Source organism: Mucilaginibacter dorajii, from assembly GCF_024808255.1.
Lineage (GTDB): Bacteria > Bacteroidota > Bacteroidia > Sphingobacteriales > Sphingobacteriaceae > Mucilaginibacter > Mucilaginibacter dorajii.
Window position 1 is genome coordinate 37,332 of record NZ_JANTYS010000035.1, and the last position, 14,939, is coordinate 52,270.

A 14,939-nucleotide genomic window follows, 5' to 3' on the forward strand; every position below is an offset into this window, starting at 1 on the left:
AGTTTTGAACGCTCAATTCAAAGCCTAAGTTTTATTTTTGCAGATAGGTGCATATTGGCGCCTGCTTAAATTCTACTTTAATAAATGGCAGAACCAGTTAATTACAGCGAAGATAGTATCCGCTCCCTCGATTGGAAAGAACACATCCGTTTACGACCAGGCATGTATATTGGTAAACTGGGCGATGGCTCGGCTTATGACGATGGTGTTTACGTGTTGCTTAAAGAGATCATAGACAACTCTATAGACGAGTTTGTGATGGGCAGCGGCCGTACCATTGAGGTAAACATGAGCGATCATAAAGTAACCGTACGTGATTATGGGCGTGGTATTCCTTTGGGTAAGGTGATTGATTGCGTATCCAAAATAAACACAGGTGGTAAGTACGATAGTAAGGCCTTCCAAAAATCGGTAGGTTTAAATGGTGTGGGTACAAAGGCGGTAAACGCCTTGTCAAATGTATTTGTGGTGCAATCCTACCGCGATGGCCGCACTAAACTGGCCGAATTTGCCAAAGGTGAATTAGTGCGCGACGAACCAGAAAAGGAAACTACCCAGCGTAATGGTACTGCCATCAACTTTACACCCGATGATACCATTTTCAGAAATTACCACTTCATCCCGGAGTTTGTAGAGAACATGATATGGAACTACGTTTACCTAAATTCGGGCTTAACACTCAACTTTAACGGGCAAAAGTATTTCTCAGAACGTGGTTTGCATGACCTGCTCACCAAAAATACCGATGCCGAAACGCTGCGCTATCCAATCATCCACCTTAAAGGCGAGGATATTGAAATAGCCATGACCCACGGACAGCAATATGGCGAAGAATATTACTCCTTTGTAAACGGGCAGAACACTACCCAGGGGGGTACCCACCAGGCAGCCTTTCGCGAGGCGGTGGTAAAAACCATCCGCGAGTTTTACAAAAAAGAATTTGACGCTGCCGATATTCGTGCATCTATTGTGGCTGCCATTGCCATTAAGGTGCAGGAGCCGGTGTTTGAATCGCAAACTAAAACTAAGTTGGGGTCACAAAATATTGGTCCCGAAGGACCATCTGTACGTGGTTTTATCAATGATTTCCTGAAAAAGGAACTGGATAATTACCTGCATAAAAACCCTGCTGCTGCCGATGCCTTACTGAAACGCATCCTGCAGTCGGAACGTGAGCGTAAGGATATTGCCGGCATTAAAAAACTGGCCAATGAGCGGGCCAAAAAAGCATCGCTGCATAACCGCAAACTACGCGATTGCAAGCTTCATTTTGAGGATACGCATGAACGCCGCCAGGATACTACCTTGTTTATTACGGAAGGGGATTCGGCCAGCGGAAGCATCACCAAATCGCGCGATGTAATGACGCAGGCTGTGTTTAGCTTAAAGGGTAAACCGCTTAACTGTTTTGGCTTAACCAAAAAAGTGGTTTACGAAAATGAAGAATTTAACCTGTTGCAGCATGCCCTCAATATTGAGGATGGTTTAGATGCCTTGCGTTACAACAACATTGTAATAGCTACCGATGCCGATGTAGACGGGATGCACATCCGCCTGTTGCTGATGACCTTCTTTTTACAGTTTTTTCCCGACCTGGTAAAAGCCGGGCACGTGTTTATTTTGCAAACACCATTATTTAGGGTACGTAACAAAAAGGAAACGATTTATTGCTACAGCGATGAAGAACGTCGCAATGCTATCGAAAAATTAGGCAACAAACCCGAGATCACCCGATTTAAAGGTTTGGGAGAGATTTCACCGGATGAGTTTGGGCTGTTTATCGGGAAAGATATCCGCCTTGATCCGGTGATCCTGAAAGATGCCAACATTAAAGGTCTGCTTGAATACTTTATGGGCAAAAATACCCCAACCCGCCAAATGCACATTGTAAACAATCTGAGGGTTGAAAAAGATGATGCAAGCATTAACCCGCTGGTAGCCATTGAGGCAGAAGGTGTTGAATTGCCGGTTGCTGTATAAACACGATTTAAAGATTATACTGGATTTACAGGATACTTCACAAACAAACGTCATTGAGACCATTCTCAATGGCGTTTGTTTGTGAAGCAACTTCTAATAATTAGTTTAATTCCCGTTCAGACAAACTTATTTCCTAAAAAGTTCTTATCTTGTTTCCCCCTCTTTTTTTACTGGGACATGATATGACTAACCACGAAATTAAAATAGCATTTGAAGAATACGATTCGATAAAGGAACTTGATAAAACTGATTACGAACTATGTCTTGAGGCGGCCAACGCCCTGAAAAATTCACATTCACCGTATTCAAAATTCAGGGTAGGGGCTGCATTGCGCCTGCAAAGTGGTAAAATAATTTACGGTAGCAACCAGGAGAACGTGGCCTATCCGTCGGGCTTGTGTGCAGAGCGGGTTGCACTTTTTTACTGGGGAGCCAATCATCCCGATGACCCGGTTGAAAGCATGGCAGTTACTGCCCAAACAGATGAGTTTGCTTTAACAAAGCCGGTAACCTCATGCGGATCATGCCTGCAGGTGTTAGCCGAGGTAGAAAAAAAACAAAATAAGCCTATAAAGATTATACTATATGCGCAGCAGGGCCCGGTGTGGGTAATAAAAGGCATCGAAAACCAGTTGCCGTTTTTGTTTTTTGAGGATAGATTGAATGCTTAACCAATAATACATCTACCATGAAGTTGAAACTGTTTTTATTTTTAATAGGCTGTGCTTTTACCGCCAATGCATTTGCGCAACAAGGTTTGCCGTTTGATAACGAGATCCGTGCTTTTAAACACCAGGATAGCATAAGTTTCCCCAAGCCAAACGGCATCCTGTTTATAGGCAGCTCGTCTATCAGGTTATGGAGCGACCTGGAGCAGCGCTTTGCCGATAAACCTATCATTAAACGCGGCGTAGGCGGCAGCGAAATGTGGCAACTGGTTGATTATTTTACGCCTTACATCCTGTTCCCATATCATCCCCGCAAGGTTTTTATTTACGCCGGCGAAAATGATATAGCAGGTGGCAAGTCGGCTCAATCGGTAGCAGATCAGTTTGCTAAACTATGGGTGATGATCCGCGGAAAATTGCCCAGGGCCGAGATCTATTTTATGTCGATAAAGCCAAGCCCCGTACGCGCTAAATTTTATGCCGAAGTATACAAAGCCAATGACCTGATCAAAGCCTATCTTCAAAATAAACCCAAAAGTCATTATGTCGATTTAGTCCCGGCCATTTACAAACCCGGAACTACCCAGCCCGACAGCAGCTTATTTAAAGGAGATTATCTGCATCTTAACCCCAAAGGATATGATAGGTGGCAGGCGGTATTGGAACCATTGGTGAAGTAGTGCACACGAATTTTTCGAATTGGATCTAATTTCACGAATTTAGATTACACGCTAATTGGTTGAACTTACTAAATCTGAATTTAATTAAAATTTGTCTTTCAACGCCACGCTCGGCAATTCGTGTAATTCGCTCCGAATTCGTGAAAATTAGTGTCCATAAAAAAAGGCCCCACCTGGTGGAGCCTATACTTACTTACATTAAACACTAAACTAAAACTATCTTTATTTAAACACGCTGTAAACGTTGGTGATTTTCCAGCCTTTGCCGGTGTTGGCTACGGTTACATAGTTGGTGCGTACAAAGTCATCAAACTGCATGTCAACTTTTACTACGGCCATGTCAGAGTTGCTTTCCATTATGGTTGTACTGGTAGTGCAATTTTGCTCGGTATTTTTGTTGGCTTTAATTGATTCGATCATTTCACTTTTTGAGAAGCTCAATACATTTTTGCCACGTAATAAATTGAACTTGGCCGATTGGTCGACCACATCGCCAAAACCTGCTACTTTACCACGGGTCATGGCATCTACGTATGTATTTATGGCAAAGTTGCGGGTTAAATTATCGCCTTCAACTTTTACATTTGCTTGGGCGGCACCACATACTATTATTAAAGCTAAGCTTGCGATTATTGATTTTAAGGTTTTCATATTGTTGTTGTTTTTGAGGTTATTTGTTTTTTAATTTATATCTATAAGACAGCAGCAGTATTCCATTCGTTACAGTTAAATCAATCAATTTATACGATTTAACAAACATTTAACAATTGGTATTATTTATTAAATATTTAGCAACGTTAAGATTATATACTATCGGCATGATTGATTTTAATACCATTATTTTGCAATTTGCTGAACAGGGCGAAAAAACAGGATGGACTTATATTGAAATTCCTGCCGATTTAGCGCAGGAAATGAAGCCCGGGAACAAGAAATCATTCCGGGTAAAAGGTAAACTGGATAATTTGCCTGTAGCCGGCATGGCATTAATGCCTATGGGCGAAGGTAATTTTATCATGGCACTTAAAAAAGATATCTGCAAGGCCCTCCACAAAAGCAGGGGTGCTATGCTTAAAGTACAGATAGAGCCCGATGATGATTTTAAATTTACCGTACCGGCCGATTTTAAGGAATGTTTGGAAGACGAACCCGAAGCTATCGATTATTTTAACAGCATTGCCGAAAGCCACCGGGGCTACTTTATCAAATGGATTGACAGCTCCAAAACCGACGCTACCCGGGCCAACCGGATAGCCGCCACCATTAATGCCCTGGCACGGCGTATGGATTATGGTATGATGTTACGGGAGCAAAAGAGGATGAGGGAGTAGGGGGAGGATTGGCTGTTAGGTCACCCTAAGTTGTTCCAGAAACATAAGCCAAATGTACAATACGCTATTTACGTGATTCTGAGTTTCAAATAAACGTACTCAAAAATTCTTTTGGCGAATATATTGGTAAAGCTGCAATATCATTTTTCTGCAATTTTTTATCGCGCGATATAAAATAGTGCAGTTTATGATGAATTGCCGTGTAGTATTGAAGTGCGTCTTCAATGTCATCAATTTTTGAATGCAAAGCAGTTAGTGCTACTTCATGAGAGATATCAATAACTTTTACATCAATCAATAAAGTTAAAAGTAAATCTTTTGCCTTTTGATTACCGTAAGCTTTGGCAACCCAATATCCGGTTATATGTAAAACTGAAGATGTGATAAAAGTTTGCACCTGGTTATTAATAACAAGTTCCATAACTTGTTTAGCCTCGGGATAGTGATCGTTACGCTTGAGCATAAAATCGAGTAATATATTGGCATCGAGGAATATTTTAGACGCCATATTTTTTAACCTGATCTTGGTAATAAAGTTCCTTTAAGTCTGTCTGAGCATCAATATCAGGAGCATCAAGCTGCTCAATCATATCAATGATACTTTTTCGTTTAGGTGCTTTGGTGATATTTTTAAAATAATCTTCTACCAAATCAGAAACGCTTCGATGCTGTTTTTGAGCGTACATTTTTGTATCTGCCAATAAACTATCGTCGATAGTTAAATTTAACCTGGTTTTCATGAGATAAATATACGCATATTTTTAAATCATGCGTGCTTTGGCGTGAATATTAAGTTAGTGCCATTTTTTAACCTCCCCATTGCGCTACCTCAGCTTCTGTAAGTAGCCCCAAGGGATGAGATAGTTTACTTCCCGCTCAAAAGCTCATCTAACAAATCATCGGTTAATTTAATCCTGTCGTTTTTATTTCCCCACTTCCCATTGCCAGGAGAAAACGCGTTACGGGAATAGCCGGTTTTGTTTTTGAAATCAAATATAGCGTGGCAATAATTATTGATCAGGAGGGAAGCGAATTGCCAATCGTTAGTCCACACAATGTTGATATTGCATTGCCTGCCTTTTTCAGTTACATGATCAACATCGTAAATATGTAAGGCATCAAGAATTTCCTGGCCAGGCAATTTTCCTATGGCGTAAAAATAACCGGTGTTACCATCATCTTCAAAAACTACCCCATGCGACGATGTAGGTGCTACGCTATCAAAAAAAGTATCTTCACCAACAATAAAAGTTTCCTCTAATTCCAAAATCATTTGGCAAAGTTACGTTAAGGGAGAAGGATTTTCTTAACCAAAGGTATTCTTACTGGCCATCACCAAAATATTCCGATTGAAAAGGAATTATCGCGTAAAAGAAATCTAAGTGTTTGCCTTCCAAAAAGCAGAGTGCGCTATCTTTAAAATGCCTTTGCTTTCATATAACCTTTAAACGCCAATCTTTTAAATTGTTGCTAATCCATTCAGTCAGCCGCATGTTATTTTAATGCAATTTCCTCGTGACAAAGGTAACTTGATCATAAAATCGTCCTATTCATATTATCTTTGCGCTATATGAAAAGGCCGTTTTTAATTTTATTCGTATCGTTAAGTTTGGTATTGGCTGGTAATATGGCTAAGGCCCAATCAAAAATTGGTTATGTTGATTTCCAGGCTCTTTTAGGTCAAATGCCCGAAGCAAAAGGCATAAAGGCGCAAATAGATGCTTACCAAAAGCAATTTGTTGATCAATTGACAACCATGAACACCGAATTTCAAACCAAAGGACAGGAATACCAGGCACAAGGCCCCAAAATGACCGATGCTGCCCGCCTCGCAAAAGAAACCGAATTACAGGATCTGCAAAAACGCATAGAAGACCTGCAAAACAGCGCACGCCAACAAGTAGAAGCCAAATCCAACGAATTGGTAAAACCATTGTCAGATAAAGCGATAGCCGCGCTTAGCGCCATAGCCAAAGAAACCGGTCTCGCCTATGTAATTGATTCATCGCAAGGTACCCAGGTAATTGTTTCGCCTGATGGAACAGATTTGATGAATGCAGCTAAAGCCAGGTTAGGAATTAAATAACAGGTTAACTTTTCATAAAACTAAGGGCGATTTAAATTGATTAAGGTTAAATTAGTCCGAATGGCGAAATGCGCAGTACGCCATGATTTGAACATGAGTTTGGCATAGTAAGAAAAGGGCAATCGCTTTAAAGATTTGCATAGCAAAGGGTAGCTCCTATGGAGCAAAAAAGCATAAATTACTTGTTCTACAAATAGGTAGCCGCTATGCGGCATCGAATATTTAATAAGCGGGAAGAGTGCCGCATAGCGGCTACCTGTTTGTAGTAAGAAAAAGAACCAGACAAGATGCCGCATAGCGGCTACCTATTGTGCTCATTGAATGATGTTACCTTATGCGGAACTGTTAAAAGCGATTTCCCTGATAGTAAGAACTACCATCTGTAAAATTCTTAAACATTTTGTAAATTCGATGTGATTTGTAATTAAAGCACATTAATCATTGCCAATGGAAAGATCCGCAATTCTGGAAAAGTTGTTAGCTAATATCGATAATATCTACGAATTGGGTAAGCAGCGCGCTTTTGAACTCGGGAATCCATTTTATGCCAAATACGAAGGTGATGGAGAATATTACACCAAAGAACTACCCAATGGCGAACGTTACCTGGTAAGCGTGGAAATTATAGTCGACGAAAATGATATGCCTGTACAGGTAAAAGATACGGTAATTAAGCGGTTAGGTTTTCAATGAATCAACCAAAATTTGTATTTGTGGCCGGTTGCATTATTTTCTTTTCAAAATGAGCGATTGAGTAACACCGCTTTTGACATTATAACGGCAAATTTAAATTACCCCCCCCCCCCCAAAAAAAAATAAGTAAAGTCGCAGCTGCATTTAACGCCATCGCTAAAGAAACCGGCCTCGCTTATGTGATCGATTCGTCACAAGGTACCCAGGTAATTGTTTCGCCGGAAGGAACAGACCTGATGAATGCCGCTAAAGCCGAATTAGGAATTAAATAATATAAAGTAAATCAATTTAGCAGATCTGCTAATTGTTTAGCAAGTTTAGCCCGGCTTTCATAAAGGAGCCAGGCTTTTTGTGCTTAATGAAAAATAATCCCTCTTAAAACTTGCATTTATATAAGCACTTATATAAATTGCACTATGAATTTATATCAAAGCTTAGGTTACCTGGTTTTGGGGAGCAGGTTGAGACGGTTGAGCGAAGCTTTCCTGGCCGAAATTAACCGCGCTTATCAAAACGAGGGTATTGATTTTGATGCCAGCTGGTTCCCGGTATTTTACCTGCTATCTAAAAACGACGCTTTATCTATCAAAGAATTGAGCGAGCAGATAGAGGTAAGTCACCCGGCTGCCAGTCAGTTAATCACCAACCTTAAAAACCGCGGACTGGTTACCAGCGCCACCTGTGCCGATGATGGTCGCAGGCAATTGGTTACGCTAACCGAGACTGGTCGTAAGCTGTTAGAGCAGATCCTGCCGATGTGGGAAGCCATAAACAAGGCTATGACCGAGTTGATTGATAGCGACTCTATGTCGAAACAATTGTTGCCGGCAATAACCGCATTAGAGAATGAGTTTCGCTCTATCAGTTTATCTGATTTAATAAGTAACAAATTGGCATCCAATCTTAAATCTGCCGGCGATGAATAGTGTTTTTAACTACGGTATAGATCATTTGAGCATTGGCATTTGCCTTGATATTGCCGCTGGTAAAACCAAGGGTATTATCAATGCTGATGCTGATAATGCCATCCGTGCATCCTGGCGCGAGGTGGAAAAGATAGTTCACGCGCAGAAACCGGTTTACGGTATTAATACCGGTTTTGGTCCGCTTTGCGATACCCGCATTTCTGAAGCGGATACCAGTTTGCTGCAAAGTAATATCCTTAAAAGTCATAGTGTGGGAGTGGGCAGCGCCATCCCGCAGGAGATAGCCAAGCTCATGCTCATCACCAAAGTACATGCGCTGGCCCAGGGCTACTCGGGAATAGCGCCGGATACCTTGCAAAGGGTGATCTGGTATATTGATCATGATATTATTCCGATAGTCCCCGAGAAGGGATCCGTAGGTGCCTCCGGCGACCTGGCCCCGCTATCGCATTTATTTTTGCCGCTGATAGGTTTGGGTTATGTTTATGAAGATGGAACAAAATTACCCGCCGGTGATGTATTAAAAAAGCACAACCTGCAACCATTGGTATTGGGCCCTAAAGAAGGGCTGGCGTTAATCAATGGAACTCAATTTATATTGGCCTTTGCTATTAAGGCTGTACAACGCCTGGATGAAGCCCTGAACCGCGCGGACCTGATAGGTGCCATGTCTGTAGAAGGCTTGATGGGTTCTGCCCGCCCGTTTGATGCACGTATCCACGCTTTAAGGCCGTTTAAAGGCACCAAACACGTTGCCGATAGGTTGTTCACTTTGTTAAACGGATCGGAGATCAATTCATCGCACATCAACTGCGATAGGGTACAGGATCCGTATTCGCTTCGGTGTATGCCGCAGGTGCATGGCGCATCGCGCAACGCCTGGTTGCATTTAAAAGAACTTACCGAGATCGAACTGAACTCCGTTACCGATAACCCGGTTATTTTTAATGCCGATGATACCATCAGCGGGGGCAACTTTCACGGGCAGCCATTGGCTTTGCCGCTTGATTATGCCACCGTTGCCGCCGCCGAGCTGGGCAATATTGCCGATAGGCGCTGCTACCTCATGAGCGAGGGCCGTTACGGTTTGCCCAAATTGCTTACACTCGATGCCGGTTTAAACTCTGGCCTGATGATTCCGCAGTACACCACTGCAGCCTTGGTTACCGAAAATAAAACCCTTTGTTTCCCGGCAAGTGCCGATAGTGTGCCTACCTCATTGGGGCAGGAAGATCATGTATCTATGGGTTCCATCAGCGGGCGCAAGCTGCACCAGGTGATAGATAATATCGAATACATTCAGGCTATTGAATTGCTTTATGCTTCGCAGGCTATGGATTTCAGGCGGCCACTTCAGTCAACCCCGGTTATTGAGGCCTTGCATGAAAAGGTAAGGCAACAGGTACCACATATACAGGACGACCGCATTTTTTCTGACGATATCAACAGCCTGCATCAATTAATTACAGATGGTTCCTTTTTGGCAACCGCTAATGATGCAGCTATTAAAAACAATATAAACCTTAGCCATGACGAGTTCGGAATTTATTAAAACCTACGCCAGCCACCCGGTGTACAAGGCACCGTGTGGCATGCAGTTGCACGCCAAAAGCTGGCAAACCGAAGCGCCTTTAAGGATGCTGCTCAATAACCTTGATGGCCAGGTTGCCGAAAATCCCGACGAACTGGTGGTTTACGGCGGGATTGGCCAGGCAGCCCGCAACCCGGAGGCATTGCGGAAGATTATTGAAATATTGCTGGAGTTGGATGAGTATCATTCGTTGTTGGTACAGTCGGGCAAGCCGGTGGGGATCATCCGCAGTCACCCTGAAGCACCAAGGGTTTTAATAGCCAATAGTAACCTGGTCCCCGCCTGGGCCAACTGGGAGCATTTTAATGAACTGCGCGCCAAAGGGCTGATGATGTATGGCCAGATGACGGCCGGTAGCTGGATTTATATTGGTACCCAGGGCATTTTACAAGGCACCTACGAAACCTTTGTAGAGTGCGGCAACCAACACTTTAACGGCGACCTGGCCGGCAAGCTTATGGTAAGCGCCGGTATAGGTGGTATGGGCGGTGCGCAACCGCTGGCTGCAACTATGGCTGGCGGCGTGTTTTTAGGTGCCGATGTTGATGCAACCCGGATTCAAAAAAGGTTGGATTCTCAGTATATCGACCGGATGACCTATTCTTATGAGGAGGCCATTGCCTGGGTTAAGGATGCTATTGCCAAAAAAGAAACCCTTTCTGTAGGCCTGGTAAGTGATGCCGGTGATATGCTGGAACGTTTGCTAAAAGATAATATCATCCCCGATGTTTTAACCGACCAGACATCGGCACATGACCCCTTGAACGGCTATATTCCCAATGGACTGTCGTTACAGCAAGCCGCAGCACTGCGCAACAGTGATGCCGTTGAATATAAGCGCCTTTCATTAAAAAGCATGGCCAGGCATGTGGGCCTGATGCTCGATTTGCAAAAGCGTGGTGCTATCACCTTCGATTACGGCAACAACCTCCGCGAGTTTGCCCGCCAGGGCGGCGAGCCGGACGCCTTTAACTTCCCGGGCTTTACGCCGGCCTATATCCGCCCGCTGTTTTGCGAGGGGAAGGGGCCGTTCAGGTGGGTAGCTTTATCCGGCGATCCTGAAGATATTTATACTACCGATAAGGCGCTGATGGAATTATTCCCCGAGGATAAACCGCTTGCCAAATGGCTGACCAACGCAAGGGAAAAGATCTCGTTCCAGGGGCTCCCCGCCCGCATTTGCTGGTTGGGTATGGGCGATAGGGAAAAGGCCGGTTTGTTGTTTAACGAACTGGTACGAACAGGCAAAGTAAAAGGCCCGATAGTGATCGGTCGTGATCACTTGGATTGCGGCTCGGTAGCCTCACCCAACCGCGAAACCGAATCAATGAAAGATGGCTCAGATGCGGTATCCGACTGGCCATTGCTAAACCTAATGGCAAACGCATCGGGCGGAGCAACCTGGATTTCGTTTCATCATGGCGGCGGGGTAGGCATGGGGTACTCGCAGCATGCCGGCATGGTAGTGGTAGCGGATGGAACGGATCGCGCGAGGACTTGCTTAAGTAGAGTTTTGTATAATGATCCGGCGATGGGTATCTTCAGGCATACCGATGCGGGGTATGATAAGGCAGGAGAGTGGGCGGAGAAGTTTGGGCTGAAGGTTTAAGCCCCACCCAACCCTCCCCTGAAGGGGAGGACTTTAAAAAGTGTTAATTGAAATTGAGTTTCCAAAAGTCTCCCCTACCGGGGGAGATTTAGAGGGGGCTACTACTTGATATGAAAAAACTAATAGGTCCATTCACACAAATACTCCCACTTACAGATTTACCCCTCAAGGGCAGTCTGCGGGACGAGCAATTGCACATCATCCCGCAGGGAGGTGTATTAGTTGAGGATGGGCTAATTCTGGCTGTTGATGATTTTGAGAAGCTAAGAAAGGTCAATCAATCAGCAGATATAGAAGAAGTTACCGGCGGCAGCGTATTGTTGCCCGGCTTTATAGATTGCCATACCCATATCTGTTTTGCGGGTAGCCGGGCTAAGGACTATGCTATGCGGAACAGCGGCAAAACCTACCTCGAAATCGCGCAAACGGGCGGTGGCATCTGGGATTCGGTAACCCAAACCCGTAATGCCGATGAAGCTGTCTTGGCAGATTTACTATTGAAACGTGTACAGCGCCATACAGCAGAAGGCGTTACCACTATCGAAATAAAAAGCGGTTATGGTTTAAGCAAAGATGCTGAGCTAAAGCAGTTAAGGGCAATAAGGGCTGTTGCTGACAAAACTACTGCCAGTTTAATCTCCACCTGCCTTGCAGCGCATATGTTGCCTAAAGATTTCGCAGGAAACCATCAGGAATATTTGCAGTATGTGTTGAACGATTTGCTGCCTCAAATTAAACAGGATGGTTTAAGCAACCGGGTAGATATCTTTATAGAACAAAGCGCTTTTAATACCAGCGACGCGCTAAACTACCTTGCCAAAGCCAAACAACAGGGCTTCGAGGTTACTGTACATGCCGACCAGTTTACTACCGGCGGAAGCGAAGTAGCCGTTAAGGCCCGCGCCGCATCGGCAGATCACCTGGAAGCCAGTACCGGTTATGAAATAAATTTACTGGCTAATTCTGGTACCGTAGCCGTAACTTTACCCGGCGCGTCGTTAGGATTAGGAATGCCGTACGCGCCTGCCCGCAAATTGCTGGATGCAGGTGCTTGCCTGGCCATAGCCAGCGACTGGAACCCCGGATCGGCACCAATGGGCGACCTGTTGATGCAAGCCGCCGTGATGGCAGCCGCCGAGAAATTATCAGCTGCTGAGGTATTTGCGGGCCTGACCAGTCGTGCAGCACAGGCTTTAAAACTAAACGACCGCGGTATTTTAGCCAAAGGAAAACTTGCCGATATGCAGGCCTACCCATGTGCCGATTACCGCGAGATATTATATATGCAGGGGAAATTGAAGCCTACCCATATATGGACCGCTGATTTATTTTGATTTTTATGATTTCGTTGATCTTACAAAGCGATAAGACCAATGACTAATGACTAATGACTAATGACCAATGACGAAACTAATTGAATGCGTACCCAATTTTAGCGAAGGTGTAAACCTTGATATTATTAAACAGATCACCAACGAAGTAGAATCGGTTGAGGCGGTGAGGTTGTTGAATGTTGATCCAGGTAAGGCCACCAACCGCACCGTGGTAACTTTTGTGGGCGAACCTGCTCAGGTGATCCAGGCGGCATTCCTGGCTATAAAAAAGGCCGGAGAGCTGATTGATATGAGCAAGCAAAAAGGCGAGCACCCTCGTATGGGCGCTACGGACGTTTGCCCGCTTATTCCTATTAGTAACATCAGCATGGAGGAAACTGCCGAATACGCCCGGCAATTGGCTAAGAGGGTAGGTGAGGAGTTGCAGATCCCTGCTTATTTGTACGAGAACGCGCAGCCGGATAAGCGCAGAAGTAACCTATCGGTGATCCGCGCTGGGGAATACGAAGGTTTTTTCAAGAAGATAAAATTGCCGGATTGGGCACCCGATTTTGGTCCGGCAGAAAATGATGTTAAGCGCGGAGCAACTGTTATAGGCGCGAGGGATTTCCTGGTGGCTTATAATGTGAATTTAAATACCACATCAACCCGAAGGGCTAATGCTATCGCTTTTGATGTTCGTGAAGCCGGCCGCACCCTGCGTGACGGTGACCCGGTAACTGGCAAAATTGTGACTGATGAAAATGGTAAGGCCAAATCCATTCCCGGCTCATTAAAAGCAGTGAAGGCTATTGGCTGGTATATTGAGGAGTACGGCATAGCCCAGATCTCGATGAATTTAACCAATATCGAAATAACCCCCGTACACAAAGCTTTTGACGAAGTATGTACCAAAGCCAATGAGCGCGGCATCCGCGTTACCGGCAGCGAATTAGTGGGCCTTATTCCGCTAAAGGCGATGTTGGATGCCGGTAAATATTTCCTGCGCAAGCAACAACGCTCTGTTGGGGTAAGCGAAAAAGAACTGATCAAGATCGCCATTAAATCAATGGGGTTGGATGAACTTGGTCCGTTTGTTCCCGAAAAACGAATTATTGAATACCTGTTAAAAGATAAGGCTGATAGCAAACTCATTAGCATGAGTCTTAGTGATTTTGCCGATGAAACTGCCAGTGAAAGCCCGGCACCGGGTGGCGGTTCTATTTCGGCTTATGTAGGTTCGTTGGGCGCTTCATTAGCAGGGATGGTTGCCAACCTAAGTTCGCACAAAAAAGGCTGGGACAGCCGCTGGCTGGAGTTTAGCGACTGGGCCGAAAAAGCACAGCAATACAAAAATGAGTTACTTGCCCTGGTTGATCTGGATACCACGGCTTTTAATAAGATCATGGAATCATTCAGCCTGCCAAAATCTACTGAAGAAGAAAAAGCAATAAGAGATCAGGCTATCCAGGATGCAACCCGATATGCCATCGAAATTCCGTTTAAGGTGATGGAAGCTGCTTTAAGTAGTATGGAAGTAATTAAAGCGATGGTAGAGATAGGCAACCCCAACTCTGTAACAGATGCCGGTGTAGCAGCGCTTTGCGCCCGTACTGCGGTTTTAGGAGCCTTTATGAATGTGAAGATCAATGCCTCGGGTTATAAGGATAAAGATTACGTGTTGAATATTATCTATCGTGGAAACGAGATAGAACGAAAGGCGATTGCTTTAGAAGCGGAAATTATTGAAATGGTAAATGGGAAGATAGGGGTTTAGCCCCCACCCGCTGAAGGAGAAGTAAAAACAGAAACGGCGACGAGATAACCCCGTCGCCGTTTTTGCTATTTGAAACTCTATGAACCATTAACTATGATCCATGAACCAATCTTAAAACCTATACCTCACAAAAGCCTCAATAGCCTCATATTCTGCAAGTCCTAATTGATCGTATTTTTTGGCGGTTTCGCTTGTCCTGTCCTCGGCTCTCACCCAAAACTCCCTGGCATCATCCCCCGGGAAAACCGGACGATCTTTTTGAGATTGGTGTTTGAAGATAGCATT

General features: G+C 44.4%; 15 protein-coding genes and 1 pseudogene. 11 read left to right on the forward strand and 5 right to left on the reverse strand.

Features of this window, described 5'->3' with window-relative positions:
• The first annotated feature begins 84 nt into the window (after positions 1-84).
• From FHS10_RS27600 to FHS10_RS27610, 3 genes are all read left to right on the forward strand, one after another.
• Entirely contained in the window at positions 85-1,980 is a 1,896-nt protein-coding gene (locus FHS10_RS27600; protein WP_259097275.1) for a DNA topoisomerase IV subunit B, read from the forward strand.
• 182 nt (positions 1,981-2,162) lie between these two features.
• Positions 2,163-2,651 (forward strand): cytidine deaminase, encoded by a 489-nt coding sequence (locus FHS10_RS27605; protein WP_259097276.1) that lies wholly within the window; start codon positions 2,163-2,165, stop codon positions 2,649-2,651.
• A 17-nt stretch (positions 2,652-2,668) separates the two neighbouring features.
• A complete protein-coding gene (locus tag FHS10_RS27610) occupies positions 2,669-3,328 on the forward strand; it encodes a GDSL-type esterase/lipase family protein (RefSeq protein ID WP_259097278.1) in 660 nt (219 codons plus the stop codon).
• 222 nt (positions 3,329-3,550) lie between these two features.
• On the opposite strand, the gene FHS10_RS27615 is transcribed toward FHS10_RS27610, so the two are convergent.
• Positions 3,551-3,979: a nuclear transport factor 2 family protein gene (locus tag FHS10_RS27615; protein ID WP_259097280.1), complete on the reverse strand. Its 429-nt coding sequence runs from the start codon at positions 3,977-3,979 to the stop codon at positions 3,551-3,553.
• 167 nt (positions 3,980-4,146) lie between these two features.
• Here FHS10_RS27615 and FHS10_RS27620 point away from each other — a divergent pair, with 167 nt between their 5' ends.
• On the forward strand, positions 4,147-4,659 hold the full coding sequence (locus tag FHS10_RS27620) for a YdeI/OmpD-associated family protein (protein ID WP_259097281.1): 513 nt from the start codon (positions 4,147-4,149) through the stop codon (positions 4,657-4,659).
• Positions 4,660-4,744: 85 nt separating this feature from the next.
• Here FHS10_RS27620 and FHS10_RS27625 read toward each other — a convergent pair whose 3' ends face one another.
• From FHS10_RS27625 to FHS10_RS27635, 3 genes are all read right to left on the reverse strand, one after another.
• Positions 4,745-5,167, reverse strand: a complete 423-nt coding sequence (locus FHS10_RS27625; RefSeq protein ID WP_259097285.1) for a type II toxin-antitoxin system VapC family toxin — start codon at positions 5,165-5,167, stop codon at positions 4,745-4,747.
• Positions 5,157-5,399 (reverse strand): DUF6364 family protein, encoded by a 243-nt coding sequence (locus FHS10_RS27630; RefSeq protein WP_259097287.1) that lies wholly within the window; start codon positions 5,397-5,399, stop codon positions 5,157-5,159. Before FHS10_RS27630 ends, FHS10_RS27625 begins: the two co-directional genes overlap by 11 nt.
• A 125-nt stretch (positions 5,400-5,524) precedes the next feature.
• Complete coding sequence (locus FHS10_RS27635; protein WP_259097288.1) at positions 5,525-5,932, reverse strand: DUF2251 domain-containing protein; 408 nt, start codon at positions 5,930-5,932, stop codon at positions 5,525-5,527.
• Positions 5,933-6,229: 297 nt separating this feature from the next.
• Between FHS10_RS27635 and FHS10_RS27640 the strand changes: the two genes are divergently transcribed.
• From FHS10_RS27640 to ftcD, 7 genes are all read left to right on the forward strand, one after another.
• A complete protein-coding gene (locus tag FHS10_RS27640; RefSeq protein ID WP_259097290.1) occupies positions 6,230-6,745 on the forward strand; it encodes an OmpH/Skp family outer membrane protein in 516 nt (171 codons plus the stop codon).
• A gap of 447 nt (positions 6,746-7,192) precedes the next feature.
• Positions 7,193-7,438 (forward strand): hypothetical protein, encoded by a 246-nt coding sequence (locus tag FHS10_RS27645; protein WP_259097292.1) that lies wholly within the window; start codon positions 7,193-7,195, stop codon positions 7,436-7,438.
• A 416-nt stretch (positions 7,439-7,854) separates the two neighbouring features.
• On the forward strand, positions 7,855-8,364 hold the full coding sequence (locus tag FHS10_RS27650; protein WP_259097294.1) for a MarR family winged helix-turn-helix transcriptional regulator: 510 nt from the start codon (positions 7,855-7,857) through the stop codon (positions 8,362-8,364).
• Positions 8,357-9,916, forward strand: a complete 1,560-nt coding sequence (hutH, locus tag FHS10_RS27655; RefSeq protein WP_259097295.1) for a histidine ammonia-lyase — start codon at positions 8,357-8,359, stop codon at positions 9,914-9,916. The genes FHS10_RS27650 and hutH overlap by 8 nt, the downstream gene beginning before the upstream one ends.
• Positions 9,894-11,564: a urocanate hydratase gene (hutU, locus tag FHS10_RS27660; protein ID WP_259097297.1), complete on the forward strand. Its 1,671-nt coding sequence runs from the start codon at positions 9,894-9,896 to the stop codon at positions 11,562-11,564. The genes hutH and hutU overlap by 23 nt, the downstream gene beginning before the upstream one ends.
• Positions 11,565-11,674: 110 nt before the next feature.
• Positions 11,675-12,898, forward strand: a complete 1,224-nt coding sequence (gene hutI, locus FHS10_RS27665) for an imidazolonepropionase (RefSeq protein ID WP_259097298.1) — start codon at positions 11,675-11,677, stop codon at positions 12,896-12,898.
• Between the two features lie 67 nt (positions 12,899-12,965).
• Entirely contained in the window at positions 12,966-14,654 is a 1,689-nt protein-coding gene (ftcD, locus tag FHS10_RS27670; protein WP_259097300.1) for a glutamate formimidoyltransferase, read from the forward strand.
• Between the two features lie 111 nt (positions 14,655-14,765).
• Here ftcD and FHS10_RS27675 read toward each other — a convergent pair.
• A pseudogene (locus tag FHS10_RS27675) lies at positions 14,766-14,939 on the reverse strand (PIG-L family deacetylase); the annotation flags it as partial.

Excerpts from the sequence above, each read along its gene's own strand:
- FHS10_RS27610 (WP_259097278.1), top strand. The coding sequence starts at position 2,669 with ATGAAGTTGAAACTGTTTTTATTTTTAATAGGCTGTGCTTTTACCGCC.
- FHS10_RS27600 (WP_259097275.1), top strand. The coding sequence starts at position 85 with ATGGCAGAACCAGTTAATTACAGCGAAGATAGTATCCGCTCCCTCGAT.
- FHS10_RS27645 (WP_259097292.1), top strand. The coding sequence starts at position 7,193 with ATGGAAAGATCCGCAATTCTGGAAAAGTTGTTAGCTAATATCGATAAT.
- hutU (WP_259097297.1), top strand. The coding sequence starts at position 9,894 with ATGACGAGTTCGGAATTTATTAAAACCTACGCCAGCCACCCGGTGTAC.
- FHS10_RS27630 (WP_259097287.1), bottom strand. The coding sequence starts at position 5,399 with ATGAAAACCAGGTTAAATTTAACTATCGACGATAGTTTATTGGCAGAT.
- ftcD (WP_259097300.1), top strand. The coding sequence starts at position 12,966 with ATGACGAAACTAATTGAATGCGTACCCAATTTTAGCGAAGGTGTAAAC.
- FHS10_RS27605 (WP_259097276.1), top strand. The coding sequence starts at position 2,163 with ATGACTAACCACGAAATTAAAATAGCATTTGAAGAATACGATTCGATA.
- hutH (WP_259097295.1), top strand. The coding sequence starts at position 8,357 with ATGAATAGTGTTTTTAACTACGGTATAGATCATTTGAGCATTGGCATT.
- FHS10_RS27620 (WP_259097281.1), top strand. The coding sequence starts at position 4,147 with ATGATTGATTTTAATACCATTATTTTGCAATTTGCTGAACAGGGCGAA.
- FHS10_RS27650 (WP_259097294.1), top strand. The coding sequence starts at position 7,855 with ATGAATTTATATCAAAGCTTAGGTTACCTGGTTTTGGGGAGCAGGTTG.
- FHS10_RS27635 (WP_259097288.1), bottom strand. The coding sequence starts at position 5,932 with ATGATTTTGGAATTAGAGGAAACTTTTATTGTTGGTGAAGATACTTTT.
- hutI (WP_259097298.1), top strand. The coding sequence starts at position 11,675 with ATGAAAAAACTAATAGGTCCATTCACACAAATACTCCCACTTACAGAT.
- FHS10_RS27615 (WP_259097280.1), bottom strand. The coding sequence starts at position 3,979 with ATGAAAACCTTAAAATCAATAATCGCAAGCTTAGCTTTAATAATAGTA.
- FHS10_RS27625 (WP_259097285.1), bottom strand. The coding sequence starts at position 5,167 with ATGGCGTCTAAAATATTCCTCGATGCCAATATATTACTCGATTTTATG.
- FHS10_RS27640 (WP_259097290.1), top strand. The coding sequence starts at position 6,230 with ATGAAAAGGCCGTTTTTAATTTTATTCGTATCGTTAAGTTTGGTATTG.